The organism is Aeribacillus sp. SP014, assembly GCF_054055575.1.
Genome location: NZ_JBSRXI010000001.1, coordinates 205001 through 230361, shown reverse-complemented (window position 1 = coordinate 230361; position 25361 = coordinate 205001). Strand labels below are relative to the sequence as shown.

Annotated in this window: 32 protein-coding genes, 2 tRNA genes, 2 rRNA genes and 1 pseudogene (1 of these 37 cut by a window edge); 35 read left to right on the top strand and 2 right to left on the bottom strand. The window is 41.2% G+C overall.

Annotated features, from left to right (window positions below; translation table 11 throughout):
- The first annotated feature begins 29 nt into the window (after nucleotides 1-29).
- The 30 genes and pseudogenes from rplN to ACVIJU_RS01070 all read left to right on the top strand — a co-directional run bounded on the left by rplN (nucleotide 30) and on the right by ACVIJU_RS01070 (nucleotide 20139).
- Complete coding sequence (gene rplN, locus ACVIJU_RS01215; protein ID WP_063387168.1) at nucleotides 30-398, top strand: 50S ribosomal protein L14; 369 nt, start codon at nucleotides 30-32, stop codon at nucleotides 396-398.
- Between the two features lie 35 nt (nucleotides 399-433).
- Complete coding sequence (gene rplX, locus ACVIJU_RS01210; RefSeq protein ID WP_063387169.1) at nucleotides 434-745, top strand: 50S ribosomal protein L24; 312 nt, start codon at nucleotides 434-436, stop codon at nucleotides 743-745.
- Nucleotides 746-765: 20 nt separating this feature from the next.
- Nucleotides 766-1311, top strand: a complete 546-nt coding sequence (rplE, locus tag ACVIJU_RS01205; RefSeq protein ID WP_063387170.1) for a 50S ribosomal protein L5 — start codon at nucleotides 766-768, stop codon at nucleotides 1309-1311.
- Between the two features lie 20 nt (nucleotides 1312-1331).
- Entirely contained in the window at nucleotides 1332-1517 is a 186-nt protein-coding gene (locus ACVIJU_RS01200) for a type Z 30S ribosomal protein S14 (protein ID WP_063387171.1), read from the top strand.
- A 30-nt stretch (nucleotides 1518-1547) separates the two neighbouring features.
- Nucleotides 1548-1946, top strand: a complete 399-nt coding sequence (rpsH, locus tag ACVIJU_RS01195; RefSeq protein ID WP_063387172.1) for a 30S ribosomal protein S8 — start codon at nucleotides 1548-1550, stop codon at nucleotides 1944-1946.
- Nucleotides 1947-1975: 29 nt separating this feature from the next.
- Complete coding sequence (gene rplF / locus ACVIJU_RS01190) at nucleotides 1976-2512, top strand: 50S ribosomal protein L6 (RefSeq protein WP_063387173.1); 537 nt, start codon at nucleotides 1976-1978, stop codon at nucleotides 2510-2512.
- A 31-nt stretch (nucleotides 2513-2543) separates the two neighbouring features.
- Complete coding sequence (gene rplR, locus ACVIJU_RS01185) at nucleotides 2544-2906, top strand: 50S ribosomal protein L18 (RefSeq protein ID WP_063387174.1); 363 nt, start codon at nucleotides 2544-2546, stop codon at nucleotides 2904-2906.
- Nucleotides 2907-2927: 21 nt separating this feature from the next.
- Nucleotides 2928-3428 (top strand): 30S ribosomal protein S5, encoded by a 501-nt coding sequence (gene rpsE / locus ACVIJU_RS01180; protein WP_063387175.1) that lies wholly within the window; start codon nucleotides 2928-2930, stop codon nucleotides 3426-3428.
- Between the two features lie 13 nt (nucleotides 3429-3441).
- A complete protein-coding gene (gene rpmD / locus ACVIJU_RS01175) occupies nucleotides 3442-3624 on the top strand; it encodes a 50S ribosomal protein L30 (protein ID WP_063387176.1) in 183 nt (60 codons plus the stop codon).
- A 23-nt stretch (nucleotides 3625-3647) separates the two neighbouring features.
- The gene (gene rplO / locus ACVIJU_RS01170) at nucleotides 3648-4088 is read left to right on the top strand and encodes a 50S ribosomal protein L15 (protein WP_063387177.1); all 441 of its coding nucleotides are present in this window, start codon (nucleotides 3648-3650) and stop codon (nucleotides 4086-4088) included.
- A complete protein-coding gene (secY, locus tag ACVIJU_RS01165; RefSeq protein ID WP_340732355.1) occupies nucleotides 4088-5380 on the top strand; it encodes a preprotein translocase subunit SecY in 1293 nt (430 codons plus the stop codon). The genes rplO and secY overlap by 1 nt, the downstream gene beginning before the upstream one ends.
- Nucleotides 5381-5438: 58 nt before the next feature.
- Nucleotides 5439-6092, top strand: a complete 654-nt coding sequence (locus ACVIJU_RS01160; protein ID WP_063387179.1) for an adenylate kinase — start codon at nucleotides 5439-5441, stop codon at nucleotides 6090-6092.
- Nucleotides 6089-6835: a type I methionyl aminopeptidase gene (gene map / locus ACVIJU_RS01155; RefSeq protein ID WP_094244884.1), complete on the top strand. Its 747-nt coding sequence runs from the start codon at nucleotides 6089-6091 to the stop codon at nucleotides 6833-6835. The genes ACVIJU_RS01160 and map overlap by 4 nt, the downstream gene beginning before the upstream one ends.
- A gap of 9 nt (nucleotides 6836-6844) precedes the next feature.
- Nucleotides 6845-7185: pseudogene (locus ACVIJU_RS01150) on the top strand (KOW motif-containing protein).
- Complete coding sequence (gene infA / locus ACVIJU_RS01145) at nucleotides 7163-7381, top strand: translation initiation factor IF-1 (RefSeq protein WP_003178377.1); 219 nt, start codon at nucleotides 7163-7165, stop codon at nucleotides 7379-7381. The pseudogene ACVIJU_RS01150 and the gene infA overlap by 23 nt, the downstream one beginning before the upstream one ends.
- 35 nt (nucleotides 7382-7416) lie before the next feature.
- On the top strand, nucleotides 7417-7530 hold the full coding sequence (gene rpmJ / locus ACVIJU_RS01140; RefSeq protein WP_003156543.1) for a 50S ribosomal protein L36: 114 nt from the start codon (nucleotides 7417-7419) through the stop codon (nucleotides 7528-7530).
- 23 nt (nucleotides 7531-7553) lie between these two features.
- Nucleotides 7554-7919 carry a 30S ribosomal protein S13 gene (gene rpsM, locus ACVIJU_RS01135; protein ID WP_063387182.1) on the top strand — a complete coding sequence of 122 codons (366 nt, stop codon included), beginning with the start codon at nucleotides 7554-7556 and terminating at the stop codon, nucleotides 7917-7919.
- Between the two features lie 20 nt (nucleotides 7920-7939).
- The gene (gene rpsK, locus ACVIJU_RS01130) at nucleotides 7940-8329 is read left to right on the top strand and encodes a 30S ribosomal protein S11 (RefSeq protein WP_063387183.1); all 390 of its coding nucleotides are present in this window, start codon (nucleotides 7940-7942) and stop codon (nucleotides 8327-8329) included.
- Between the two features lie 183 nt (nucleotides 8330-8512).
- Nucleotides 8513-9457 carry a DNA-directed RNA polymerase subunit alpha gene (locus ACVIJU_RS01125; protein ID WP_063387184.1) on the top strand — a complete coding sequence of 315 codons (945 nt, stop codon included), beginning with the start codon at nucleotides 8513-8515 and terminating at the stop codon, nucleotides 9455-9457.
- Between the two features lie 53 nt (nucleotides 9458-9510).
- Nucleotides 9511-9906: a 50S ribosomal protein L17 gene (rplQ, locus tag ACVIJU_RS01120; protein ID WP_063387185.1), complete on the top strand. Its 396-nt coding sequence runs from the start codon at nucleotides 9511-9513 to the stop codon at nucleotides 9904-9906.
- A gap of 183 nt (nucleotides 9907-10089) precedes the next feature.
- Nucleotides 10090-10932, top strand: a complete 843-nt coding sequence (locus ACVIJU_RS01115; protein WP_094244885.1) for an energy-coupling factor ABC transporter ATP-binding protein — start codon at nucleotides 10090-10092, stop codon at nucleotides 10930-10932.
- Nucleotides 10908-11783 (top strand): energy-coupling factor ABC transporter ATP-binding protein, encoded by an 876-nt coding sequence (locus ACVIJU_RS01110; RefSeq protein ID WP_117017135.1) that lies wholly within the window; start codon nucleotides 10908-10910, stop codon nucleotides 11781-11783. Before ACVIJU_RS01115 ends, ACVIJU_RS01110 begins: the two co-directional genes overlap by 25 nt.
- On the top strand, nucleotides 11773-12570 hold the full coding sequence (locus ACVIJU_RS01105) for an energy-coupling factor transporter transmembrane component T family protein (RefSeq protein ID WP_063387188.1): 798 nt from the start codon (nucleotides 11773-11775) through the stop codon (nucleotides 12568-12570). Before ACVIJU_RS01110 ends, ACVIJU_RS01105 begins: the two co-directional genes overlap by 11 nt.
- A gap of 11 nt (nucleotides 12571-12581) precedes the next feature.
- Nucleotides 12582-13322 carry a tRNA pseudouridine(38-40) synthase TruA gene (truA, locus tag ACVIJU_RS01100; protein ID WP_117017134.1) on the top strand — a complete coding sequence of 247 codons (741 nt, stop codon included), beginning with the start codon at nucleotides 12582-12584 and terminating at the stop codon, nucleotides 13320-13322.
- 145 nt (nucleotides 13323-13467) lie between these two features.
- Nucleotides 13468-13905, top strand: coding sequence for a 50S ribosomal protein L13 (gene rplM / locus ACVIJU_RS01095; RefSeq protein ID WP_063387190.1), 438 nt, complete (start codon nucleotides 13468-13470; stop codon nucleotides 13903-13905).
- A gap of 21 nt (nucleotides 13906-13926) precedes the next feature.
- Nucleotides 13927-14319 carry a 30S ribosomal protein S9 gene (rpsI, locus tag ACVIJU_RS01090; RefSeq protein ID WP_063387191.1) on the top strand — a complete coding sequence of 131 codons (393 nt, stop codon included), beginning with the start codon at nucleotides 13927-13929 and terminating at the stop codon, nucleotides 14317-14319.
- 114 nt (nucleotides 14320-14433) lie between these two features.
- Nucleotides 14434-14871 carry a DUF2521 family protein gene (locus ACVIJU_RS01085; protein WP_063387192.1) on the top strand — a complete coding sequence of 146 codons (438 nt, stop codon included), beginning with the start codon at nucleotides 14434-14436 and terminating at the stop codon, nucleotides 14869-14871.
- 611 nt (nucleotides 14872-15482) lie between these two features.
- Complete coding sequence (locus ACVIJU_RS01080; RefSeq protein WP_456687176.1) at nucleotides 15483-17819, top strand: Ig-like domain-containing protein; 2337 nt, start codon at nucleotides 15483-15485, stop codon at nucleotides 17817-17819.
- Between the two features lie 463 nt (nucleotides 17820-18282).
- Complete coding sequence (cwlD, locus tag ACVIJU_RS01075; RefSeq protein ID WP_063387195.1) at nucleotides 18283-18996, top strand: N-acetylmuramoyl-L-alanine amidase CwlD; 714 nt, start codon at nucleotides 18283-18285, stop codon at nucleotides 18994-18996.
- A gap of 99 nt (nucleotides 18997-19095) precedes the next feature.
- Nucleotides 19096-20139 (top strand): Mrp/NBP35 family ATP-binding protein, encoded by a 1044-nt coding sequence (locus ACVIJU_RS01070; RefSeq protein WP_063387196.1) that lies wholly within the window; start codon nucleotides 19096-19098, stop codon nucleotides 20137-20139.
- A gap of 17 nt (nucleotides 20140-20156) precedes the next feature.
- On the opposite strand, the gene gerD is transcribed toward ACVIJU_RS01070, so the two are convergent.
- Nucleotides 20157-20759, bottom strand: a complete 603-nt coding sequence (gene gerD / locus ACVIJU_RS01065) for a spore germination lipoprotein GerD (protein WP_063387197.1) — start codon at nucleotides 20757-20759, stop codon at nucleotides 20157-20159.
- A gap of 148 nt (nucleotides 20760-20907) precedes the next feature.
- Here gerD and ACVIJU_RS01060 point away from each other — a divergent pair, with 148 nt between their 5' ends.
- The gene (locus ACVIJU_RS01060) at nucleotides 20908-21525 is read left to right on the top strand and encodes a KinB-signaling pathway activation protein (RefSeq protein WP_063387198.1); all 618 of its coding nucleotides are present in this window, start codon (nucleotides 20908-20910) and stop codon (nucleotides 21523-21525) included.
- A gap of 87 nt (nucleotides 21526-21612) precedes the next feature.
- On the opposite strand, the gene pdaB is transcribed toward ACVIJU_RS01060, so the two are convergent.
- The gene (pdaB, locus tag ACVIJU_RS01055; RefSeq protein WP_063387199.1) at nucleotides 21613-22383 is read right to left on the bottom strand and encodes a polysaccharide deacetylase family sporulation protein PdaB; all 771 of its coding nucleotides are present in this window, start codon (nucleotides 22381-22383) and stop codon (nucleotides 21613-21615) included.
- A 348-nt stretch (nucleotides 22384-22731) separates the two neighbouring features.
- Here pdaB and ACVIJU_RS01050 point away from each other — a divergent pair.
- The 4 genes from ACVIJU_RS01050 to ACVIJU_RS01035 all read left to right on the top strand — a co-directional run.
- Nucleotides 22732-24285: ribosomal RNA gene (locus tag ACVIJU_RS01050) — 16S ribosomal RNA — on the top strand.
- Nucleotides 24286-24422: 137 nt separating this feature from the next.
- Nucleotides 24423-24499 (top strand) — tRNA-Ile (locus ACVIJU_RS01045).
- Between the two features lie 16 nt (nucleotides 24500-24515).
- A tRNA-Ala gene (locus ACVIJU_RS01040) sits at nucleotides 24516-24591 on the top strand.
- A gap of 177 nt (nucleotides 24592-24768) precedes the next feature.
- Nucleotides 24769-25361: ribosomal RNA gene (locus ACVIJU_RS01035) — 23S ribosomal RNA — on the top strand (it continues 2339 nt past the right edge of the window).
- Together the 16S and 23S rRNA genes with 2 tRNA genes alongside form the textbook arrangement of a ribosomal RNA operon.

Here is a 25361-nt window from a genome sequence, read left to right as displayed (position 1 = left end):
GAAAAAAATTCCGAAGGGAGGTCACGAACATGATTCAACAAGAATCTCGTTTAAAAGTTGCTGATAACTCTGGTGCACGTGAATTGTTAACAATTAAAGTTCTTGGCGGATCTGGTCGTAAAACAGCAAATATCGGTGATATTATTGTCGGTACGGTTAAACAAGCAACACCAGGAGGCGTTGTTAAAAAAGGTGATGTAGTAAAAGCTGTTGTTGTGCGTACAAAACGTGGTGTGCGCCGTCCTGACGGTTCGTACATTCGTTTTGACGAAAACGCATGCGTCATCATCCGCGAAGACAAAAGCCCGAGAGGTACTCGTATTTTTGGACCGGTTGCGCGTGAACTTCGCGATAAAAACTTTATGAAAATCGTTTCTCTTGCTCCAGAAGTACTTTAATTATGAGTTTGGCTTACCAAGGAGGTGTGTAATCGATGCATGTTAAGAAGGGTGACAAAGTAATGGTGATCGCCGGAAAAGATAAAGGAAAACAAGGCGTGATCCTTGCAGCATATCCGAAAAAGAACCGCGTGCTTGTGGAAGGCGTGAACATCGTGAAAAAACATGCGAAGCCTTCTCAAGATAATCCACAAGGCGGAATTATCAGTAAAGAAGCGCCTATTCATGTATCAAATGTAATGCCATTAGATCCAAAAACAGGTGAACCGACTCGTGTCGGTTATAAAATTGTGGACGGCAAAAAGGTGCGTGTAGCAAAAAAATCAGGTGAAATTTTAGATAAATAATTTGGAAGGGAGGTCTATTTATGAACCGCCTTAAAGAAAAATACGTAAAAGAAATCATACCTGCACTAATGAACAAGTTTAACTATAAATCTGTTATGCAAGTTCCTAAAATCGAAAAAATTGTCATCAATATGGGCGTCGGTGATGCAGTCCAAAATGCGAAAGCGCTGGACAGTGCTGTTGAAGAATTAACTCTCATTTCTGGTCAAAAACCTGTAGTGACTCGTGCGAAAAAATCCATTGCCGGCTTCCGGCTTCGTGAAGGAATGCCGATCGGCTGCAAAGTTACGCTTCGTGGAGAGCGTATGTACGATTTCTTTGACAAATTGATTTCCGTTTCTTTGCCACGTGTGCGCGACTTCCGTGGTGTATCTAAAAAATCATTTGATGGCCGCGGCAATTATACGCTTGGTATTAGAGAACAACTTATTTTCCCAGAAATTGATTACGATAAAGTAAATAAAGTAAGAGGTATGGATATCGTAATCGTTACAACAGCAAAAACCGATGAAGAGGCTCGCGAGCTATTAACTCTGTTCGGCATGCCGTTCCAAAATAATCGCTAATTTAGATTGGAGGCGAAAATGTGGCTAAAAAGTCAATGATTGCGAAACAAAAACGCAAGCAAAAATTTAAAGTGCGTGAATACACACGCTGTGAACGCTGCGGCCGTCCGCATGCAGTCATCCGCAAATTTAAGCTTTGCCGTATTTGTTTCCGTGAACTTGCTTACAAAGGTCAGATCCCTGGCGTGAAAAAAGCTAGTTGGTAGTATCGATAAATGGGAAGGAGGTTATTTATAATGGTGATGACAGATCCTATTGCAGATATGCTTACTCGCATTCGCAATGCGAACATGGTTCGTCATGAAAAACTGGAAGTTCCTGCTTCCAAAATTAAACGGGAAATTGCTGAAATTTTAAAGCGTGAAGGGTTTATTCGCGATTATGAATATATTGAAGATAATAAACAAGGTATTTTGCGCATTTTCTTAAAGTACGGGCCTAACAACGAACGTGTTATAACTGGCCTTAAACGAATCAGCAAACCAGGCTTGCGCGTTTATGCAAAAGCTAATGAAGTGCCACGTGTGTTGAATGGATTAGGAATAGCAATCGTTTCGACTTCTCAAGGCGTTTTAACTGATAAAGAAGCGCGCGCGAAGCAAACAGGCGGAGAAGTGCTCGCATACGTTTGGTAATTTTTTAACACGAAATGGAGGTGTCATTCATGTCACGTGTAGGGAAAAAACCGCTTGAAATTCCTTCAGGTGTCACTGTTACGATTAATGGAAATACAGTAACAGTAAAAGGACCAAAAGGAGAATTAACCCGCACATTTCATCCAGATATGGATATAAAAGTTGAAGATCAAGTATTAACTGTTACTCGTCCATCTGACAATAAAGAGCACCGTGCTCTTCACGGGACGACTCGCAGCCTTCTTGCCAATATGGTCGAAGGTGTTTCCAAAGGCTTTGAAAAAAGTTTAGAACTGATCGGGGTCGGATACCGTGCATCAAAATCAGGAAAGAAACTAGTATTGAATGTCGGATACTCTCATCCAGTCGAATATGAACCTGAACAAGGCATTGAAATCGACGTTCCTTCTCAAACAAAAATTGTCGTTAAAGGTACAGATAAAGAGCGTGTTGGCGCAGTCGCTGCAAATATTCGTGCGGTTCGTCCGCCTGAACCATATAAAGGAAAAGGCATCCGCTATGAAGGAGAATATGTGCGCCGCAAAGAAGGTAAGACTGCTAAGTAATGTCGCATAAAGAAAGAAAGGAGTGACGTAGATGATTACAAAACCTAGTAAAAATGCGGTTCGCAAAACTAGACATGCACGCGTGCGTTCAAAGGTTTCCGGTACAGCCGCTCGCCCGCGTTTAAACGTATACCGCTCCAACAAGCACATTTATGCTCAAGTGATTGATGATACAAATCACCAAACGCTTGTGAGTGCTTCTACTTTGGATAAAGAGCTTAACTTGGAATCAACTGGGAATGTAGAAGCTGCTCAAAAGGTCGGCGAACTTGTTGCAAAACGTGCGCTTGAAAAAGGTATTAAATCTGTTGTGTTTGACCGTGGTGGATATTTATATCATGGACGTGTGAAGGCTTTAGCTGATGCAGCTCGCGAAGTTGGCCTTGAATTTTAATTGACAAAGGAGGGAAAAGTGATGCGTCGTATTGATCCAAGCAAACTTGAACTTGAAGAACGTGTTGTTACCGTAAACCGTGTTGCAAAAGTAGTAAAAGGTGGCCGTCGTTTCCGTTTTGCTGCTCTTGTTGTTGTCGGAGACAAAAACGGTCATGTAGGTTTCGGAACTGGTAAAGCGCAAGAAGTTCCTGATGCTATCCGCAAAGCAATTGAAGATGCAAAGAAAAACTTAATTGAAGTACCAATTGTAGGTACGTCCATTCCACACGAAGTAATCGGTAAATTCGGTGCAGGAAAGATTCTCTTGAAACCTGCTGTTGAAGGTACGGGGGTTATCGCTGGAGGACCTGTCCGTGCAGTACTTGAATTAGCAGGTGTTCACGATATCTTATCTAAATCTTTAGGCTCCAATACACCGATTAATATGGTTCGGGCAACAGTTGACGGGTTAAAGCAGCTGAAGCGTGTAGAAGATGTTGCTAAACTTCGTGGAAAAACGGTTGAAGAACTGTTAGGATAAGGAGGGAAAGACAATGGCAAAAAAATTGGCGATTACCCTCAAAAAGAGTGTAATTGGTCGTCCTGAAGACCAAAGAATAACCGTTAAAACATTAGGCTTGCGGAAATTGCATCAAACAGTTGTTCATAATGACAATCCGGCAATTCGCGGAATGATCAATAAAGTGTCACATCTCGTGAAAGTGGAAGAACAATAATCAAATAAGGAGGTGCCAAGGTTATGAAGCTTCATGAATTAAAACCGGCAGAAGGTTCTCGTAAAGAGCGGAATCGTGTTGGTCGCGGTATTGGTTCAGGTAATGGAAAAACTGCTGGACGTGGTCAAAAAGGACAAAATGCCCGATCTGGCGGTGGAGTTCGGCCTGGATTTGAAGGCGGTCAAACTCCTCTATTCCGTCGTTTGCCAAAACGTGGGTTTACAAACATTAACCGCAAAGAATATCAAGTTGTGAACTTGGACAAATTGAATCGTTTTGAAGACGGTACGGAAATTACTCCAGAGCTTCTTTTGGAAACAGGTGTTGTAAGCAAACTGAAAGCAGGTATTAAAGTGCTTGGAGACGGTAAATTAGAGAAAAAATTAACGGTTAAAGCACACAAATTTTCTGCTTCAGCAAAAGAGGCAATTGAAGCCGCCGGCGGTTCTGCTGAGGTGATTTAATGTTCAAGGCAATCTCCAATTTTATGCGCGTGGGTGACATTCGCAATCGAATCTTGTTCACCCTTCTTATGCTGGTAATTTTCCGGATCGGCACTTTTATCCCTGTCCCGGGTGTGAACGCAGACGTACTAAAAGCACAAGACCAATTGAACGTATTTGGCGTTTTGAACATTTTTGGAGGCGGGGCATTGCAAAACTTCTCCATTTTAGCAATGGGGATTATGCCTTACATTACTGCTTCAATCATTGTTCAGCTTCTGCAAATGGACGTTGTACCGAAATTTACAGAGTGGTCGAAGCAGGGTGAAGTAGGCCGCAGAAAGCTTGCCCAATTCACGCGTTATTTAACAATTATTTTAGGATTTATTCAAGCGCTGGCAATGTCATATGGCTTTAATAATATGGCCGGCGGTCTGTTAATCATAAACCCTGGCATTGGATACTATTTGTTGATCGCACTTGTTTTAACTGCGGGAACAGCCTTTTTAATGTGGCTTGGTGAGCAAATTACCGCAAAAGGCGTTGGGAACGGTATTTCTATTATTATCTTTGCTGGGATTGCTGCCGGCATTCCAACGGCAGTAAACCAAATTTATGCTCAACAATTTGCGGATGTTGGCGATCAGCTATTTTTAAGAATTGTAACTGTCGTTTTGCTTGTTCTTGCCGTTTTATTAGTTGTTGTAGCTGTTATTTTCGTTCAACAAGCATTCCGAAAAATTCCGATTCAGTATGCAAAGCGGCTTGCAGGTAGAAGTCCGGTTGGGGGACATTCAACGCATCTCCCATTGAAGGTTAACTCTGCTGGAGTCATTCCAGTCATTTTTGCAGTATCGTTTATTGTTACCCCCACTACGATTGCATCGTTCTTTGGACCAAATGATGTAACAAGATGGATTCAAAAAACATTTGATTACACGCAACCTATCGGGATGATCATCTACGTTGCATTAATTATCGCTTTCGCTTATTTCTATACATTTGTTCAAGTGAACCCGGAGCAAATGGCTGAAAATTTGCAGAAGCAAGGCGGCTATATACCGGGTATAAGACCAGGAAAAAGTACACAAGAGTACGTAACGAAAATTTTATACCGTTTAACATTTGTCGGTTCTATTTTTCTAGCAGTTGTCTCAATACTTCCTGTCTTTTTTATAAAATTTGCTGACTTGCCTTCTTCAGCACAAATAGGTGGAACAAGTCTCTTGATCGTTGTCGGTGTCGCTTTGGAAACTATGAAGCAGCTTGAGAGCCAGCTTGTCAAACGTCATTACAAAGGTTTTATGAAATAAGAGGTTGTGGGGCGATGAATGTCCCATTCCCTCGAAAAGCGTTTGAGGGGGAGAGTCCATGAATTTAGTATTAATGGGGCTGCCTGGGGCAGGAAAAGGAACACAGGCTGAAAAAATTGTTGAAAAATACAATATCCCGCATATCTCAACAGGAGATATGTTCAGAGCAGCTATAAAAGATGGAACCGAGTTAGGGTTACAAGCGAAGTCTTATATGGATAAAGGCGAATTAGTGCCGGATGAAGTTACGATTGGTATTGTTCGGGAAAGATTAGGCAAGAATGATACTGATAAAGGCTTTTTATTGGATGGTTTTCCGCGCACCGTTGCTCAAGCGGAGGCTTTGGAGCAAATTTTAAAAGAGCTTAATAAAGAAATTGATTATGTTATCAACATTCATGTTGACCAAGAAATTTTAATGGAACGGCTAACAGGACGAAGAATTTGCAAAAATTGCGGTGCAACGTACCATCTTGTATTCAATCCGCCAAAAGAAGAAGGAATTTGTGATAAGTGCGGAGGAAATTTATATCAACGAGCTGATGATAACGCTGAAACCGTTGGAAACCGTTTGGAAGTGAATTTGAAGCAGACGAAACCGCTGCTTGATTTCTATAAATCTAAAGGCTATTTGAAAAATATTGACGGTCAGCAAGAGATTAACAAAGTATTTGAAGATATTTGCAACTTGCTTGGAGGCTTGGGTGAATGATTATTTGCAAAACAAAGCGCGAAATTGAAATTATGCGCGAGGCTGGACGGATTGTTGCTTTAACTCACCAAGAACTCCAGAAATATATTCAGCCTGGTATTACAACAAAAGAACTGGACAATATTGCTGAAAAGTTTATACGTGAACATGATGCAATCCCCTCATTTAAAGGGTATAATGGTTTTCGCGGCAGTATTTGCACTTCCGTGAATGAAGAGCTTGTTCACGGAATACCTGGAGACCGTGTATTGCGTGATGGAGATATTATTAGTATTGACATTGGTGCGAAATACAACGGCTATCACGGGGACTCTGCATGGACTTATCCTGTCGGTACAATTTCCGAAGAAACACAGAAATTGCTTGATGTTACAAAAGAATCTTTATATAAAGGATTAGAAGAAGCAAAACCAGGGGGAAGACTTTCGAACATTTCTCATGCCATTCAAGTTTACGTCGAATCTCACGGTTTTTCCATTGTTCGTGAATACGTAGGTCATGGCGTAGGGCAAGACTTGCATGAGGATCCTCAAATTCCGCATTATGGTCCACCGAACAAAGGGCCAAGGCTGAAGCCCGGTATGGTTTTAGCGATTGAGCCTATGGTCAATGCGGGAAGCCGTTATGTCAGAACGTTAGCTGATAATTGGACTGTCGTGACTGTAGATGGCAAAATGTGTGCTCATTTTGAACATACAATTGCCATTACTGATACAGGTTATGAAATTTTAACAACACCCTAAGTGAAGGTGATGTGCGTGAGTGATCCTGAGTCGAGTCCGCAAATAGGTCAGTTTGTCTTGATTACGAAAGGGAGAGAAGCTGGCAAATATGCGATTGTCGTGAAAATTCTCGATGATCGATTCGTATTGATTGCCGATGGAGAAAAGCGAAAGTTTCATTCTCCAAAGAAAAAAAACATCCATCATCTTGAATTTTTTGATTGCGTATCTCCGGAAGTTCAGAACAGTATATTGGAAACTGGCCGTGTGACAAATGGCAAACTTCGATATGCAATAAGCCGATTTGTCAATGAACAAGTTACTGATTTGAGGAAGGGAGACAATTGAATGGCGAAAGACGATGTCATTGAAGTAGAGGGTACCGTTGTTGAGACGTTGCCTAACGCGATGTTTAAAGTAGAGTTGGAAAATGGTCATACCGTGCTGGCTCATGTTTCTGGAAAAATTAGAATGCATTTTATTCGTATTTTGCCGGGTGATAAAGTAACGGTTGAATTATCACCATATGATTTAACCCGCGGAAGAATTACGTATCGATATAAATAATTTGCACTCCGGATTATTAAGGAGGTTGGATAAACATGAAAGTAAGACCATCAGTGAAACCTATATGCGAAAAATGTAAAGTCATTCGCAGAAAAGGAAAAGTTATGGTTATTTGCGAAAATCCAAAACATAAACAAAAACAAGGTTAATTTTTGAAGGAGGTGCTCATATTATGGCGCGTATTGCTGGTGTAGATATTCCACGCGATAAACGCATTGTCATTTCTTTAACTTATATTTACGGAATCGGTCGTTCAACAGCTCAAAAAATATTAGCTGAAGCTGGAGTTTCCGAAGATACTCGTGTTCGTGATTTAACAGAAGAAGAATTAGGGAGAATTCGTGACATTGTCGACACTTATAAAGTGGAAGGAGATCTTCGACGGGAAGTTTCTCTAAACATTAAGCGTCTCATTGAAATTGGCTGCTACCGTGGTATCCGCCATCGCCGTGGTTTGCCTGTTCGAGGCCAAAATACGAAAAACAACGCACGTACTCGTAAAGGACCGCGCCGTACGGTTGCTAACAAGAAAAAATAAGTAAAGGAGGTTAACTGTAAATGGCTCGTAAAACAAATACTCGCAAACGCCGCGTAAAAAAGAATATTGAGACAGGCATCGCACATATTCGATCAACCTTTAACAACACGATTGTCACTATTACTGATGTGCACGGCAATGCAATTGCTTGGTCAAGTGCCGGTGCATTAGGATTTAAAGGTTCTCGTAAGTCAACTCCGTTTGCTGCACAGATGGCAGCTGAAGCAGCTGCTAAAGCTTCTATGGAGCACGGAATGAAATCATTAGAGGTTTCTGTAAAAGGACCTGGCGCAGGCCGCGAAGCTGCGATTCGTGCTCTTCAAGCAGCAGGTCTTGAAGTGACATCTATTAAAGACGTCACACCTGTTCCACATAATGGATGCCGTCCGCCAAAACGTCGTCGTGTGTAATTTATCTGTATATATTTTGTAACCCTGTCAATAATGGGTTATGATACAGTTATAGATTCTAGCATTTATAAGATGTTGTTTGTGCACATTCGGGACTTTATGATTGGGGAATTTCGGTTAGACGCGTTTTCTCTTCTTTGTCTAGCCGGGGTTTCGACGTTTTGAAGGAGGGTTTTATTTAGAATGATTGAAATTGAAAAACCAAAAATCGAAACGGTTGAAATCAGTGATGACGCGAAATATGGGAAATTCGTTGTCGAGCCACTTGAGCGTGGATATGGTACAACTTTGGGTAACTCCTTACGTCGTATCCTATTATCCTCACTCCCTGGTGCCGCTGTAACATCTGTTCAAATTGACGGCGTCCTCCATGAATTTTCTACTATTGATGGTGTCGTCGAAGATGTTACAACGATTATTTTAAATTTAAAAAAGCTTGCTCTGAAAATTTATTCAGAAGAAGAGAAGACGCTAGAAATTGACGTACAAGGTGAAGGGCCCATTACGGCAGCAGATATAACTCACGATAGCGATGTTGAAATATTAAATCCTGATCTTCATATTGCAACTCTTGCGAAAGATGCTCATTTGCGGCTGAGAATGACGGCGAAGCGCGGGAGAGGATACAGCCCGGCTGAAGAAAATAAACGGGAAGATCAACCAATAGGTGTCATCCCAATCGATTCGATTTACACACCCGTTTCTAGAGTTTCTTATCAAGTGGAAAATACACGGGTTGGTCAAGTGACAGATTATGATAAGCTGACAATTGATGTTTGGACAGATGGAAGCATCGGTCCAAAGGAAGCTATCGCACTTGGCTCTAAAATTTTGATGGAGCACTTAAACATTTTCGTTAGCTTAACAGATGAAGCGCAAAATGTTGAAATCATGGTTGAAAAAGAAGAGGACCAAAAAGAAAAAGTGCTTGAAATGACGATTGAGGAACTTGACCTCTCTGTTCGTTCTTATAACTGTTTGAAACGTGCAGGTATTAATACAGTTCAAGAACTTGCGAACAAAACAGAAGAGGACATGATGAAGGTGCGTAATTTAGGACGCAAATCGCTAGAAGAAGTAAAACAAAAATTAGAAGACCTTGGTTTGAGTTTACGAAAAGATGATTAACTGATTTTTCAAAGTCTATATAGATCAACTTCCAACAAAGGAGGGAACATCACATGTCTTATAGAAAATTAGGACGTACTAGTGCGCAGCGTAAAGCAATGCTCCGTGACTTAGCAACGGACTTAATTATTAACGAACGAATTGAAACGACTGAAGCCCGTGCAAAGGAGCTTCGTGCTGTTGTAGAGAAGCTGGTTACTTTAGGTAAACGTGGTGATTTGCATGCTCGTCGCCAAGCAGCACAGTTTATTCGCAATGAGGTTGCGAAAACTGTGACAGTTTCAGGCCAAGACGGAAAGGAAAAAGAAAAACCTTTCTATGCATTGCAAAAATTATTTGATGAAGTGGCACCACGTTACCAAGATCGTCAAGGCGGCTACACACGAATTTTGAAAATGGGTCCTCGCCGTGGTGACGGAGCACCAATGGTTATCATTGAATTCGTGTAATTTAGATATAAATGAACTTCAAGGGCGGGACAGTTGTAATGACTGCATCTATGCCCTTTTTTATTTATCTTCAAGTACTTTACAAAGCGGATTGATTTTCTTTTGGCAGCCTCTGCATCTCATATTTATAGACATGATATTCGCGTTTACTTCATCTGTACTTGAGGCGGGAGGAGGGCATCTGTGGAACGGTCGATCATTCAAGTTCAACATGTAACATACCGCTATAATAAAGAAAGTGAAAAGCCTGCACTAACGGATGTTTCCTTTGATGTGTATGAAGGGGAATGGCTGGCCATCGTCGGACACAATGGATCAGGGAAATCAACATTGGCCCGGATGCTAAACGGTCTGCTGCTGCCTGACGAAGGAACCGTTACTGTATCAGGAATCACATTATCAGAAAAAACCATTTGGGATATTCGAAAACGGATTGGAATGGTGTTTCAAAACCCAGATAATCAATTTGTCGGCGCCACTGTACGGGACGATGTCGCTTTTGGTATGGAAAACATAGGTATACCGAGAGAAGAGATGGTAAAACGAATCGAATGGGCGACGAAAATTGTAAAAATGAATGAATTTTTAGAACGGGAACCTCATCATCTTTCTGGCGGACAAAAGCAGCGGGTCGCGATTGCAGGCGTTTTGGCTGTTCAACCAAGCATTATTGTTTTAGATGAAGCGACTTCAATGCTTGATCCAATTGGACGCCGGGAAGTAATTGAAACCATTTGGTCATTGAAAGAAAAAGGGCTTGTGACGGTCATTTCCATCACCCATGATTTGGAAGAGGCGGCCAAAGCAGATCGGATGATTGTAATGAATGGAGGCAAAAAATTTGTGGAGGGAACTCCGAAAGAAGTGTTTCGCTTGGAAGAGGAGCTGGTAAGCATCGGTTTAGATCTTCCGTTTTCTTACAAGCTGAGCAAACGGCTTCTTGAAAAAGGAGTGCCTTTAGCGACGCGACACCTTAATGTAGAAAGCCTGGTGGACGAATTATGGACATTAAAATCCGACAATTAGAACATCGTTACCAAATGAACACTCCTTTTGAACGGCTCGCTTTGTGTGATATCAATATGGATATCCATGAAGGAACATATTTGGCCGTGATTGGGCATACCGGATCGGGAAAATCAACGATTTTGCAGCATTTAAACGGCCTGCTTTTGCCAACGAAAGGCTCTATTCAACTTGGAGACCGGCTGATTAAGGCAGGAGAAAAACAGAAAAACTTGAAATCTATCCGAAAAAAGGTCGGAATTGTCTTTCAATTCCCAGAGCATCAATTATTCGAAGAAACCGTCGAAAAAGATATAGCATTCGGTCCAATGAATTTTGGCGCATCGTTTGAAGAAGCGAAAAAAAAGGTAAAAGAAGTGCTGCCGCTTGTCGGTCTAGGAGAAGAAATCCTTCATCAATCCCCGTTTGAGCTAAGCGGGGGACAAATGCGAAGAGTGGCGATTGCAGGTGTTTTAGCGATGGAGCCGGAGGTGCTCGTTTTAGATGAACCGACTGCAGGATTGGATCCAAAAGGCCGAAATGAGATCATGGAGCTTTTTTATCGTCTCCATAAAGAAAAAAAATTAACAACGATATTAGTAACGCATAGCATGGAAGATGCAGCCAAGTACGCTGATGAAATTGCCGTTTTGCACCAAGGGGAATTAAAGATGAAAGGGTCGCCAAAGGAAATATTCCGGTTGACTGGGGAACTGGAGCAGCTTGGGCTCGATTTGCCGGAATCAATTAAATTTGTCATGAAGCTTGAAGAAAAATTTTCTTTAACGGTTGAAGACAAGCCATTGACTTTAGAGGAAACGGCCGATTTCATTGAAGCCCTTTTAAAAGAAGGTGTCGTATATGATCGATAATATCATCATCGGAAAATATGTTCCTGGCAGCACAGTCATTCATCGAATGGATCCCCGTGCAAAACTGCTAACGATTTTTTTATATGTTTTTATCGTCTTTTTTGCCAATAACGGAATCACTTACTTTTTATTAGGATTATTTACGTTCATCATTATTTTGCTGACGAAGCTTCCGTTCTCTTTCTTATGGAACGGTTTAAAACCTGTTATATGGATCGTTGGGTTTACATTTTTGCTGCACATTTTAGTAACAAAAGAAGGGGACATGCTGTTCCGCTTCGGCTTTTTTTCCATTTATGAAGAAGGCTTGCGGCAAGGGTTTTTCATCTCTCTTCGGTTCATTTTCTTAATTTTTATGACAACGACATTGACCTTAACAACAACGCCTATCGAAATAACGGATGGAATGGAAAGTCTGTTAAAGCCTTTTAAAAAATTTAAACTTCCTGTCCATGAACTAGCATTAATGATGTCTATTTCTCTTCGCTTTATACCGACTCTGCTGGAGGAAACAGAAAAAATTTTAAAGGCGCAAATGGCAAGAGGGGTAGATTTTACATCAGGGCCTGTAAAAGAGCGAATAAAAGCAATCGTTCCTTTGCTTGTACCACTTTTCATCAGCGCTTTTAAGCGGGCGGAAGAGCTTGCTACCGCTATGGAAGCCAGGGGGTATCGCGGAAGTGAAGGACGTACGAAAATCAGGCAGCTGAAATGGGGAGCGATTGATTCCATTATGATGGCCTCTATCCTGCTGTTATCAATTATTTTATTACTATTGCGTGCCTAGGAGTTTTAAAAATGAGGATTAAATGTACAGTTTCGTATGATGGATCAGGATTTAGCGGTTATCAGCGCCAGCCCGGCCTCCGGACAGTACAAGGAGAAATTGAGGAAGCATTAATGAAAATCCACAAAGGGGAGCGGATAAAAATTACTGCTTCCGGCAGAACAGACGTCGGCGTGCATGCTGTTGGCCAAGTATTTCATTTTGATACAAGCCTCAAAATTCCGATGGAAAAATGGCCGATTGCTTTGAATACGCTGCTTCCTCAAGATATTTCCATTCAAAATGCAGAGCTTGCCGATCAAGATTTTCATGCTAGATTTTCTGCAAAGAAGAAAGAATACCGCTACCGTTTGTATCGCAGTTTTCAACGAGATGTGTTCCGGCGTCATTATGCATACCATTTTCCAAATCCGTTAAATATTGAAACGATTCGAGCTGCCTCCCGTTTCATTATTGGAACACATGATTTTACAAGCTTTTGCTCTTCTAAAACAGAAACGGAAAATAAAGTGAGAACTATTTATGAAGCGGATATATGGGAAGAAGGAGATGAAATTACGTTCCGTTTTGTCGGAAGCGGCTTCCTTTACAATATGGTTCGCATTTTAGTCGGAACATTGATTGAAGTAGGAGAAGGGAAGCGCAAGCCGGAAGAAATAAAACAAATTATCGCAGCCAAAGATAGATCAAGAGCCGGGAAAACAGTTTCTGGATGCGGTCTATATCTTTGGAAAGTTTATTATGACAACTAATCCAGGTGTAACATTTTCTTGACATTCATATCTTAAAAAGATAAGATAACATATGGTATGTATTTCAAGCCCCACGATTAGCCCCGGAAAATAATCGTGTTTTTGAAATAGACTTTTCGACATGAACGATTAAGGAGGGAAAACAATGCGTACAACGTTTATGGCAAAGCCGCATGAAGTTGAGCGCAAATGGTATGTTGTTGATGCAGCTGGCAAAACTTTAGGACGTCTAGCAAGCGAAGTTGCATCTATCTTACGCGGAAAACACAAACCAACGTTTACACCGCATGTAGATACAGGTGACCACGTAATTATTATTAATGCTGAAAAAATTGAATTAACTGGAAAAAAATTAACAGACAAAATTTATTATCGCCACAGCCAGCATCCTGGTGGTTTAAAATCAAGAACTGCATTAGAAATGCGAAACAACTATCCTGAAAAAATGCTGGAACTTGCTATTCGCGGAATGCTTCCAAAAGGTTCCCTTGGACGCCAAATGTTTAAAAAATTGCATGTTTACAGAGGAAGCGAACATCCTCATCAAGCACAGAAACCAGAAGTTTATGAACTTCGCGGATAATTTAATAAGGAGGTTATCATTTTGGCACAGGTTCAATACTACGGTACCGGTCGTCGCAAAAGCTCTGTTGCCCGTGTTCGGTTAGTTCCTGGTGAAGGCCGTATCGTAATTAATAAACGGAACATTGAAGATTACATTCCAACAAAAGCTTTGATTGAAGATATTAAACAACCGCTTGTTTTAACAGAGACAGTTGGCAATTATGATGTACTAGTAAATGTTAGAGGTGGCGGTTTCACTGGTCAAGCAGGCGCTATTCGCCACGGAATTGCTCGTGCACTTTTACAAGCTGATCCAGAATATCGCGGAACGTTAAAGCGTGCAGGCTTATTAACTCGAGATGCTCGCGTAAAAGAGCGTAAGAAATACGGTCTTAAAGGAGCACGCCGTGCACCGCAATTTTCAAAACGTTAATGATTCGAACCTTAAACCACAACAAATCGTTGTGGTTTTTTATTTGCAATTGGAAAGGAGTGGTTGAATGGAACAGCGTGAACTGAAAAAAATAAAAACAAGGAGGAGATTTTGATGAATGTAATTACAGACTTTAATGAAAGACGGCAGGAAAAAAAGCTTCTCACTGAGCGAAAAATGTTAAAAGATCTCCCAATTCGCAAATTGAAAAATATGATTGATGAATGGTTTAATCCTTTTTTTCAAAAACGCTTCCATAAAACTGCAATGGAAGAAGAGTGTGTCCACTCGGCCATTGAATCTTTTTTGCTGGGAGCGGCCTACAGCCGGTTCGGATATTACGGGGAATCGATGGAGCAGGCCAATACACGTTGTATACAGGAAGAACAAGAGCTTATTAACAATTTATTTGACAATATTCTTTATTTGGCAAGGGAATCAAATGATGATTTTGTTATGGAATCCATCTATTTGACATGCCAGCACTTTATTCATTATTGGTGGGAAGAAGGGTTTTTAGCTGGAAAAAAGAGATACAAACTAAAGCTTTAAAAGCAGTTCATGCATGGCTCATTTCAACTTCGTTGGAACGGGCTTTTTTTATGCCTAAAAACGGCTTGTGAAAAAATGATTTGACGGGGGCCATTGCTGAATTCGCCTTTTGATTGGCTTTTTTATTTCAAAAAGGAAAAGTTCAGGATTTATTGGCAGTGCTGCTTATTTTTTGCAAGGAAGAATGAAGCAAAATGGTTTTTATTTCTTATGTGAAATATTACTCGTAAGGACAATTTGGGCGACATCCATGCACTGTGGCTATGTTATGAAAACTTTTAAAAAACAAAAAATTGCGGTTTTCAAAATGTTCATCTCGATATGAATGTCTTTTCAACGATTCCAGATTTTCGAAGATAGAAAAAGCTTTTATCATTTGCCGAGCAAACCTCCAATTGTGTAACGCAGGTGAGGAAATCAGCTTTTATTTGTCTTTTTTTGCTGAGCTTTGACACGTTTCTTTTCTCTTTACCACAAAGATTTTATTAGCACTTTTCGTTTAAGCGAATAGGCTTAAAACTTTTGTGACTGTTCAAAAAATTTTAGTGCTTTATACAAAATCATCCATTATAATATTTCTATCAATTTTTTATAAATAAAGAGGTGGAGAAATGGGTTGGTTGAAAAAGTCGTTATGCCTTGTTCTTATTTTTTTATTATTGGTGCCAGCTAGCGGTTTTGCACAGGAAAGAAGTTCAGGCACAGCATCTGGAGGAAATAAATACATATTAATCAGCAACGAGTCCGTCGTCGTATATAAACCTCAATCCACTGGAAAGTTCAAAATCAATAATGATCAATATACGATAAACAAAAAAATAGGATTGGATGCTTATAAACTGGATGTAAATAGACCTTTTGATATAGAAAAACATGAAGACAAGAAACTTCAACAAAAATCTCTCTCCAAAAAGTTTCTCAATAAAGTTGGCGATACTAAGACATTTTGGGTGCATGATTTTACGACCAATGAAGATAAACAAATTAGCGCCAAGCTGCTTTATTCAGGTACAAAAGCGAACGTATGGGTTTATGATAATCAAATTACAGAAGCTGATGCGCAAAAATTAGGGCAAGAATTTGATCAAAAAATTTATCCGCTCATCACACAAAATTTTGCCAGCGAATCCGATGTGGACGGAAACGGGAAAATTCACATTCTTTGTTATGATATACAAGATGGTTTTGCAGGATTCGGGGGGTATATTGCTGGTTACTTTTATGGAGGAGATTTGCATGATATTCCATACTCCAACAAATCAGAGATTTTTTATATTGATACGTATCCTTTAATGGGAACAGGGACGGAAAAGGATGTAAGTGCTGCATACGAAACATTGGTACATGAATTTCAACATATGGTGAATTTTAACCAAAATGTATTTATAGAAAACGGCTCCCAAATGGATACATGGCTAGATGAAGCATTGTCTATGGCAGCTGAACATATATATACGGGAAAACCTTTAACGAATTACATTTATTACTACAATATTTCTACCTCCATTACAAATGGTCATTCATTATTGTATTGGGATTATTATGGCGATACTTTGTCAAACTATTCCTTGTCCTATCTTTTTGGACAATATGTCAGAATTCAAGCGAATCAAGGAAACAAGATTTTCAAAGAGATTTTAACAGATACTCATAATGATTATAAAGCAGTAGAAAATGTAGCGAAAAAATATATCAACTCTTCCCTTACATTTGGAGAATTGATGACGAACTTCCGCAGTGCCCTTTTACTGAAGAAAGATACGGGAAAATATGGCTTTAAAGGAGAAGAAGGCTTTAATTTATTAATTCCAAAAATATTTTCGGGAGAATATGCCAGCTTGCGGGGCGGCGGAGCCATAGTAAAACGGGCTGTTGGTAATGAAACTGTTCCTGCATCTAAAGGAAATGACATCACTTATACTTTTTTAGATGAAAAAAATCCTTACACTCCTCCAAAACCGATAGTAAACCCGGTAAGTGATAGGGATACATTTATAAATGGCCTGTCTAATCCAAGAACGACTGTTTATGTCCAGCTTGGTTCAAAGATATTGAAGACTGCAGCGGCTGATCGTAATGGATCCTTCCGCATTTCCATCAGTAAACAAAAAGCTGGAACTGTCTTAAGCGTATATGCCAAGAGTCAGGAAGGAAATAAAAGCGAGTCGGTTCAAATAACGGTGCTCGATAAAACGCCTCCTAGCATTCCAAGCGTAAACCTGGTCAGCGATAAAGATAAAACGGTCAGAGGGACAGCGGAGGCAGGATCAAAAATAACAATAAAGGCCGGCAGCAAAGTATTGAGCACCGGCACGACAGATAAAAATGGGAAATTCACGATTTCGTTAAAAACAGCTCAAAAAGCTGGAACAGTTCTTTACGTAACAGCGACGGATAAAGCGGGGAATGTGAGCCCGGCGCGAAAAGTGACGGTAATTGATAAAACACCGCCGCGTACTCCGAGTGTAAATTCGGTCAGCAATAAAGATAAAACGGTCAGAGGGACAGCGGAGGCAGGATCAAAAATAACAATAAAGGCCGGCAGCAAAGTATTGAGCACCGGCACGACAGATAAAAATGGGAAATTCGCAATTTCGTTAAAAACGGCTCAAAAAGCCGGAACAATTCTTTACGTAACAGCGACGGATAAAGCGGGGAATGTGAGTCCGGCGCGAAAAGTGACGGTACTCGATAAAATACCGCCGGGTGCTCCTAAAGTGAACAAAGTAACAAGAAAATCTTCCTCGGTGACAGGAAAAGCAGAGGCGTATTCAACGGTGTATGTCAAAGCAGGAAAGAAAGTAATCGGTTCGGGCAAAGCGAATAAAAACGGAAATTTCTCCGTTTCAATCAAAAAACAAAAAGCCGGAACAGTTCTCCTAGTGTATGCAAAAGATAAGGCTGGAAATGTAGGAAAAAGCACGAAAGTTACCGTCAAATACAAATAATAAAATTGACCGTGCCAGCCTGATCGGTCTCGTTATAACTGAAACGCAACATTCATCTTAGCTCCCATATTTGCGGGAGCTTTTTTTATGACTCTTAAAATGTTTCTTTTTGAAAAAAAGCGCTGTATAAAAACTGAATCAGACATACAATTTTATTTTCAAGTGAAGCATTCCATTATCCCCAATTGCCCCTAATTTAAACTTCATATCTAGGACCGAAAAGTGATAAGGCGATTTATCATTAAAGCACAAACAGCTGTATGGCAGAAAGTTGACGGCTTCTACAGCTATATTATCTGTTGGGGAGAATGACGAGTTTGAGCAGATTAGTTAAATTTTGAATGCGCCAATTTTCTGGTGGGAATTGGCTGGAAAAAAGAGATATAAATTAAAATTGCAGTAATCATAAATCCTTATGCTTTTCCATATATTGAATTGAAGGGACGAGCAGGAGGGATGAGGAGTGAAAAAAAAGCTGAAATGGGCACTGTTTATTGCTGGGTTTCTAATTCTCGTATTTATCATTCAATATCAATTCTCCCTTTTCAATTCATGGAAATCATGGAATCTTCCGTTATCAGGAAAAATCATTTACTTAGACCCCGGTCACGGAGGTCCCGATGGAGGAGCAGTAGGAAAAAAACTACTGGAAAAAGATATAACTTTAAAAATTGCCAATATTGCTCGAGATTATTTACAAGAGCAGGGAGCGTTAGTGTTATTGACAAGAGAAAAAGATGAAGATTTGGCTTCGGACGATACACACGGATATAGCCGGAGAAAATCAGAAGATATTCGAAAGCGCGTTCGCCTAATTGATGAATCAGACGCCGATTTGTTTTTGAGCATCCATTTAAATGCTATTCCATCTCCAAAATGGAGGGGAGCGCAAACATTTTATGACGGAAAATATCAGGAGAATGAAGCTATTGCGAAATTTATCCAAGATGAATTAAGGAAAAATTTAAGAAATACAGATCGAAAAGCAAAGCCAATAAGCGGTGTCTATTTACTAAAGCATGCAAAAAAACCGGGTGCGCTTGTGGAGGTAGGATTTTTATCCAATCCTTCTGAGGAAGAGCTTCTTGCTTCTGAAGAATATCAGAAAAAAGTGGCAGCCGCCATTTACAACGGGGTTTTGCGTTATTTTTCCAATGAACAGCAAATACCGGAATAAATGGATTCTTCTCAGGCATCTATTTTCAATGGACTGTTGGAAATGTGTTATACTATATACTATTAAAAGTCTTATGGAAAAAAGGTGGTTGTGGATACGATGCGGGAAGAAGATGTAAGGTCCATTGTCGAACAGTTGGAAGATCCATTTTTACATAAATCTTTAAAAGAATTGAATGCGATTGAAGAAATAAAAATCAAGCCCGAAAAAAAACATATTAGTTTAAAAATAGCAATTGCCAAAACGGGAACAAGCGAGCAGTTAACACTCCAGCAGCAAATTGTTGCAAAGCTTAAACAAGCGGGTGCCGAGACTGTTGGGCTGCGTTTTTCGGAGCTTCCAAAGGAAATTGTCCAAAAGTATTATTCTGATAGTACAAGCCCTTCCATTTTATCGAATGAAAAAACAACCTTTATTGCAATAGCAAGCGGAAAAGGCGGGGTCGGCAAATCAACCGTATCTGTCAACTTGGCTGTGTCCCTTGCTCGTCTAGGAAAAAAAGTTGGTCTTATTGATGCAGATATTTACGGCTTTAGCGTTCCTGATATGATGGGGATCATGAACCGGCCGATCGTTCGCGGGGATAAAATTATTCCAGTTGAGCGGTTTGGTGTGCAAGTCATATCAATGGCTTTTTTTGTTGAAGATAATGCGCCTGTTGTTTGGAGAGGTCCGATGCTCGGAAAAATGCTGAATAACTTTTTCCAAGAAGTTGAATGGGGATCGTTGGACTACTTACTCCTTGATTTGCCTCCTGGTACAGGTGATGTTGCATTAGATGTGCATACATTGCTTCCAACTAGTAAAGAAATCATTGTAACTACGCCTCATCCAACAGCTGCATTTGTTGCTGCAAGGGCTGGTGCAATGGCCATTAAAACGGAGCACGAAATTTTAGGAGTTATTGAAAATATGTCCTATTTTGAAAGTAAATTAACAGGCCAAAAAGAGTATGTATTTGGGAAAGGCGGAGGTCAGAAGCTTGCAGAGGATTTGCAGGTCCCTCTATTAGGGCAAATTCCGCTTGAGCAGCCGGACTGGGATGAAGAGGACTTTGCTCCGTCTGTTTATAATGAAAACCATCCAATAGGGAAAATTTATTTAGATATAGCAAGAAAAGTGATTGAGATAACAGAAAAGTAAAGGAAGGGAGAGGAGGTCTATTGGCCTCCGCCCCCGCCTTCGTTTCCGGAGCTGCCCCCGCCTTGTTGTTTACTTTGAGCTTGCTGAGCAGCCTTCAATAGCGCCTCCTCAATTTTCGGTTGAAAGAGCGGACTTGATAGAACATCTGTAATTTGCTGCTGTAAATATTGGCGGTATTCTTTGCTTTTTAAAACCTTCAATAGTTCTTCTTCCATTTGAGGATTTTTCAGCACATCCATAAGCATTCCTTGATATTCCGGATCTTTCATTAAACGTTTGATCACTTTTTCATGTTCTGTTTGCAATGTTTTCGCAAATCCTTCCGCAAATTTTGTATCTTCAAATGTATTTTTCCAAAATTCCTTCCCTTTTTCTGATGTTAACGTTTTTTCAATCGTATTATTGACGGTTTTTTGATCTAAAATGAGGTTTCGTTGAACTTCTTCATCTTTCATAATTTCTTGAACGGCTTTTTTTCCTTCGTCAGATTTTAATATGTCTACAACCATTTTTTTTGTTTCATCATAATTCATTGGTTCACTTTGCTGCCGATCCGCACATCCTGCAACGATCATCCATATAAGCATCATGATGAGGAGCGAACAATTTCTACCTCTCATATTTCATTTAGCTCCTTTCAATAATAACTTCTACCATTATGTTGAGAAACCAACTGTTTTTTATGCGAAAAAAGTTTTGCCATATGGTAATATACAAGTTGGATTGATAAAATCATATGATATTTTACGAAATATGGAGGGGTTGGCAGTGAAAAGCCGAAATTGGGTACGATTTTTCCTTTCTACTCTCATTGTAGGTGGAGTTGCGACAAGTATTGTTGGTTTTATCTTAAGATGGAGCGAGTATGAAAAATTGTTTTTGTCTTTTAATATTGTTGAAATTGTTGCAGTATTGTTTTGGCTGATCGGAGTAGGTTTTATTTTCAGCATCATCAGCCAAATGGGCTTTTTCGCTTATTTGACTGTGCACAGGTTTGGCCTAGGCATTTTTCGCTCAGTTTCGTTATGGAACTCTGTTCAAATCTTGTTAATCATTTTTGTGTTGTTTGATTTAGTTTATTTTCGATATCAATTTTTTGCGCAAACTGGAGATTCCATTGTCCCGTATATTTTAGTAGCTGTTGTCATTTTGTTGTTTTCTGCTGTAATTGCTTATTTTAAGCAAAAACAGACGAATAAAGATGCGTTTGTCCCTGCATTGTTTTTTATGGTTGTTGTTTCAGTGATTGAGTGGATGCCGGCCCTTCGTGTCAATGATAGAGATTGGCTGTATTTAATGCTGTTTCCAATTTTAATTTGCAATGCTTACCAATTGTTGATTTTGCCGAAAATGACAAATGACTCGCCAAAAGCAAAAAAGAGCTGAAGGAGTTTTCCTTATAGCTCTTTAAAATGCTTATTGATTTCCAAAATATTGAAAACGATTGGTTTGAATTTACTTCCAAAGTTCTTTTCATTTGAATGATAGTTCTTTCGTTCTTGCATTGCTGTTTTCAATTAATTCTTGTACGGTTACATTTTTAAGGCCGTTTTGTTTCAAATGTTGAATAATCGCCGGCAACGCTTGGTTAGTTTGTTTAACTGAATCTGATGCGTGAAGCAGGATAATATCACCTGGTTTTAAGTGTTTCGTAACATTTTGGATAATCTTGTTGACTCCCGGGTTTTGCCAGTCATTTGAATTTACGCTGTAATGGACGACAGTTAATCCATATTGTTCAGCAATATTTAAAACGTTTTGATCGAATTGGCAGGTTGGAGGCCGCAGCAATTTTATATCCTTGATACCAAGCTTTTGAAATGTATGCTGGGCTAAAGATAAATCACGCTTAATTTCGTTAGTGTCCAACTCAGTATAGTTTTTATAAGCATATCCTTTGCTGCCGAGCTGATGACCGTCATCGATAATTCTTTTGACTACTTCAGGATGGCGTTCGGCCCATGAGGCGGATACAAAAAATGTTGCATTGGTTAGTCCATATTTTTTCAAAGTATTTAAAATTGGAATTGCTTTTTCATCTCCCCAGCTAATATCAAATGTCAAGGCAACTTTCTTACCGCTTCCGTCTCCTTTATAAATTGCTTTCGGCCCGTTCTTTGTAGTGAAAACTGGGATATTTGGTATTGTTTGAAAGTACATAAAGACAGCAGTAAAAAAAGCGATTATGATTAAAAAAAGTAATTGTTTGATTTTTTTAATATGGATGATGTAAAAACGGTTCATTGATGCTCCTCCTTGTCCTTATCTTGTAAAATTGTATGAATTGAACTTTTAATTATGAATAAGGATGGAGAATTAAAAATAATTTTAAAAAGGTGTTGACGAAATAGTTTAAAGTTGATATATTATTAATCGTCGCTGTTTGTTAAGTGTTTTAAAAAATGTATTGACAAACATTTTGACGCCATGATATATTATGAAAGTCATTGTGAAAAAAAATAAAAAACATTGACTGGACACAATTGTTTTGTTATAATGTTATTTCGTCGAAGTAGTTACATGATCCTTGAAAACTGAACAAAACGAAAAGCGTGCCTGTTGATTCTGACAAGAGCATTTGGTGACAAACTTTTTTTGGAGAGTTTGATCCTGGCTCAGGACGAACGCTGGCGGCGTGCCTAATACATGCAAGTCGAGCGAACCGAAGGGAGCTTGCTCCTTTAGGTTAGCGGCGGACGGGTGAGTAACACGTGGGCAACCTGCCCTGCAGACTGGGATAACTTCGGGAAACCGGAGCTAATACCGGATAACACCGAAAACCGCATGGTTTTCGGTTGAAAGGCGGCTTTTAGCTGTCACTGCAGGATGGGCCCGCGGCGCATTAGCTAGTTGGTGAGGTAACGGCTCACCAAGGCGACGATGCGTAGCCGACCTGAGAGGGTGACCGGCCACACTGGGACTGAGACACGGCCCAGACTCCTACGGGAGGCAGCAGTAGGGAATCTTCCGCAATGGACGAAAGTCTGACGGAGCAACGCCGCGTGAGCGAAGAAGGTCTTCGGATCGTAAAGCTCTGTTGTCAGGGAAGAACAAGTACCGTTCGAACAGGGCGGTACCTTGACGGTACCTGACGAGGAAGCCACGGCTAACTACGTGCCAGCAGCCGCGGTAATACGTAGGTGGCAAGCGTTGTCCGGAATTATTGGGCGTAAAGCGCGCGCAGGCGGTTCCTTAAGTCTGATGTGAAATCTCGCGGCTCAACCGCGAGCGGCCATTGGAAACTGGGGAACTTGAGTGCAGGAGAGGGGAGCGGAATTCCACGTGTAGCGGTGAAATGCGTAGAGATGTGGAGGAACACCAGTGGCGAAGGCGGCTCTCTGGCCTGTAACTGACGCTGAGGCGCGAAAGCGTGGGGAGCGAACAGGATTAGATACCCTGGTAGTCCACGCCGTAAACGATGAGTGCTAAGTGTTAGAGGGTATCCACCCTTTAGTGCTGCAGCAAACGCATTAAGCACTCCGCCTGGGGAGTACGGCCGCAAGGCTGAAACTCAAAGGAATTGACGGGGACCCGCACAAGCGGTGGAGCATGTGGTTTAATTCGAAGCAACGCGAAGAACCTTACCAGGTCTTGACATCCCCTGACAACCCTAGAGATAGGGCGTTCCCCTTTCGGGGACAGGGTGACAGGTGGTGCATGGTTGTCGTCAGCTCGTGTCGTGAGATGTTGGGTTAAGTCCCGCAACGAGCGCAACCCTTGACCTTAGTTGCCAGCATTCAGTTGGGCACTCTAAGGTGACTGCCGGCTAAAAGTCGGAGGAAGGTGGGGATGACGTCAAATCATCATGCCCCTTATGACCTGGGCTACACACGTGCTACAATGGGTGGTACAAAGGGCAGCGAAACCGCGAGGTGGAGCGAATCCCAAAAAACCACTCTCAGTTCGGATTGCAGGCTGCAACTCGCCTGCATGAAGCCGGAATCGCTAGTAATCGCGGATCAGCATGCCGCGGTGAATACGTTCCCGGGTCTTGTACACACCGCCCGTCACACCACGAGAGTTTGTAACACCCGAAGTCGGTGGGGTAACCCTTACGGGAGCCAGCCGCCGAAGGTGGGACAAATGATTGGGGTGAAGTCGTAACAAGGTAGCCGTATCGGAAGGTGCGGCTGGATCACCTCCTTTCTAAGGATATATACATTGAAATAGGGTACGCTTTTCCGTTTTGTTTAGTTTTGAAGGATCACATCCTTCCCCGTTTGCTGGTGAATTCGCAAAGTCGATTTCCCAGCGAATAGAAGCTGAATAAAAAAATACAGGATGGGCCTGTAGCTCAGCCGGTTAGAGCGCACGCCTGATAAGCGTGAGGTCGGTGGTTCAAGTCCACTCAGGCCCACCATAAATAAGACCATCCTGGGGCCTTAGCTCAGCTGGGAGAGCGCCTGCTTTGCACGCAGGAGGTCAGCGGTTCGATCCCGCTAGGCTCCACCATAAGTTTGATGAATATTGGAAGCATTGCTCCTATGCGAGAGCCCATTCGAAGGATCGGATGTTCGGCTCGAAGCAACTCAAGCAGCAAGGGAGCTCATTGAAAGAAAAAGCATTGTTCTTTGAAAACTGGATAACGGAAAGACATTCACGAATAGATCGCTCATGTTAGGAAGAAACGGTTAAGTTAGAAAGGGCGCACGGTGGATGCCTTGGCACTAGGAGCCGATGAAGGACGGGACAAACACCGAAATGCTTCGGGGAGCTGTAAGTAAGCGTCGATCCGGAGATGTCCGAATGGGGGAACCCACTGTCCGTAATGGGGCAGTATCCATACCTGAATCCATAGGGTATGGAGGGCAACCCGGGGAACTGAAACATCTAAGTACCCGGAGGAAGAGAAAGCAACAGCGATTCCCTGAGTAGCGGCGAGCGAAACGGGAACAGCCCAAACCAAGAGGCGTGCCTCTTGGGGTTGTAGGACACTCGATTAAGGAGTGACAAAGGAACGGGGTAGACGAAGAGGTCTGGAAAGGCCCGTCAGAGAAGGTAACAACCCTGTAGTCGAAACTCCGTTCCCTCCCGAGTGGATCCTGAGTACGGCGGGACACGTGAAATCCCGTCGGAAGCAGGGAGGACCATCTCCCAAGGCTAAATACTCCCTAGTGACCGATAGTGAACCAGTACCGTGAGGGAAAGGTGAAAAGCACCCCGGGAGGGGAGTGAAAGAGAACCTGAAACTGTGTGCCTACAAGTAGTCAGAGCCCATTAAC

Coding starts and splice junctions, on each gene's coding strand:
- rplO (WP_063387177.1), top strand. CDS start 3,648: ATGAAGCTTCATGAATTAAAACCGGCAGAAGGTTCTCGTAAAGAGCGG.
- rplE (WP_063387170.1), top strand. CDS start 766: ATGAACCGCCTTAAAGAAAAATACGTAAAAGAAATCATACCTGCACTA.
- rplM (WP_063387190.1), top strand. CDS start 13,468: ATGCGTACAACGTTTATGGCAAAGCCGCATGAAGTTGAGCGCAAATGG.
- rpmJ (WP_003156543.1), top strand. CDS start 7,417: ATGAAAGTAAGACCATCAGTGAAACCTATATGCGAAAAATGTAAAGTC.
- ACVIJU_RS01085 (WP_063387192.1), top strand. CDS start 14,434: ATGAATGTAATTACAGACTTTAATGAAAGACGGCAGGAAAAAAAGCTT.
- ACVIJU_RS01080 (WP_456687176.1), top strand. CDS start 15,483: ATGGGTTGGTTGAAAAAGTCGTTATGCCTTGTTCTTATTTTTTTATTA.
- ACVIJU_RS01125 (WP_063387184.1), top strand. CDS start 8,513: ATGATTGAAATTGAAAAACCAAAAATCGAAACGGTTGAAATCAGTGAT.
- rplF (WP_063387173.1), top strand. CDS start 1,976: ATGTCACGTGTAGGGAAAAAACCGCTTGAAATTCCTTCAGGTGTCACT.
- map (WP_094244884.1), top strand. CDS start 6,089: ATGATTATTTGCAAAACAAAGCGCGAAATTGAAATTATGCGCGAGGCT.
- truA (WP_117017134.1), top strand. CDS start 12,582: ATGAGGATTAAATGTACAGTTTCGTATGATGGATCAGGATTTAGCGGT.
- ACVIJU_RS01105 (WP_063387188.1), top strand. CDS start 11,773: ATGATCGATAATATCATCATCGGAAAATATGTTCCTGGCAGCACAGTC.
- rplQ (WP_063387185.1), top strand. CDS start 9,511: ATGTCTTATAGAAAATTAGGACGTACTAGTGCGCAGCGTAAAGCAATG.
- rplR (WP_063387174.1), top strand. CDS start 2,544: ATGATTACAAAACCTAGTAAAAATGCGGTTCGCAAAACTAGACATGCA.
- rplN (WP_063387168.1), top strand. CDS start 30: ATGATTCAACAAGAATCTCGTTTAAAAGTTGCTGATAACTCTGGTGCA.
- ACVIJU_RS01110 (WP_117017135.1), top strand. CDS start 10,908: ATGGACATTAAAATCCGACAATTAGAACATCGTTACCAAATGAACACT.
- rpsH (WP_063387172.1), top strand. CDS start 1,548: ATGGTGATGACAGATCCTATTGCAGATATGCTTACTCGCATTCGCAAT.
- rplX (WP_063387169.1), top strand. CDS start 434: ATGCATGTTAAGAAGGGTGACAAAGTAATGGTGATCGCCGGAAAAGAT.
- rpsM (WP_063387182.1), top strand. CDS start 7,554: ATGGCGCGTATTGCTGGTGTAGATATTCCACGCGATAAACGCATTGTC.
- infA (WP_003178377.1), top strand. CDS start 7,163: ATGGCGAAAGACGATGTCATTGAAGTAGAGGGTACCGTTGTTGAGACG.
- pdaB (WP_063387199.1), bottom strand. CDS start 22,383: ATGAACCGTTTTTACATCATCCATATTAAAAAAATCAAACAATTACTT.
- gerD (WP_063387197.1), bottom strand. CDS start 20,759: ATGAGAGGTAGAAATTGTTCGCTCCTCATCATGATGCTTATATGGATG.
- ACVIJU_RS01160 (WP_063387179.1), top strand. CDS start 5,439: ATGAATTTAGTATTAATGGGGCTGCCTGGGGCAGGAAAAGGAACACAG.
- secY (WP_340732355.1), top strand. CDS start 4,088: ATGTTCAAGGCAATCTCCAATTTTATGCGCGTGGGTGACATTCGCAAT.
- rpsK (WP_063387183.1), top strand. CDS start 7,940: ATGGCTCGTAAAACAAATACTCGCAAACGCCGCGTAAAAAAGAATATT.
- rpsE (WP_063387175.1), top strand. CDS start 2,928: ATGCGTCGTATTGATCCAAGCAAACTTGAACTTGAAGAACGTGTTGTT.
- ACVIJU_RS01070 (WP_063387196.1), top strand. CDS start 19,096: ATGCGGGAAGAAGATGTAAGGTCCATTGTCGAACAGTTGGAAGATCCA.
- rpmD (WP_063387176.1), top strand. CDS start 3,442: ATGGCAAAAAAATTGGCGATTACCCTCAAAAAGAGTGTAATTGGTCGT.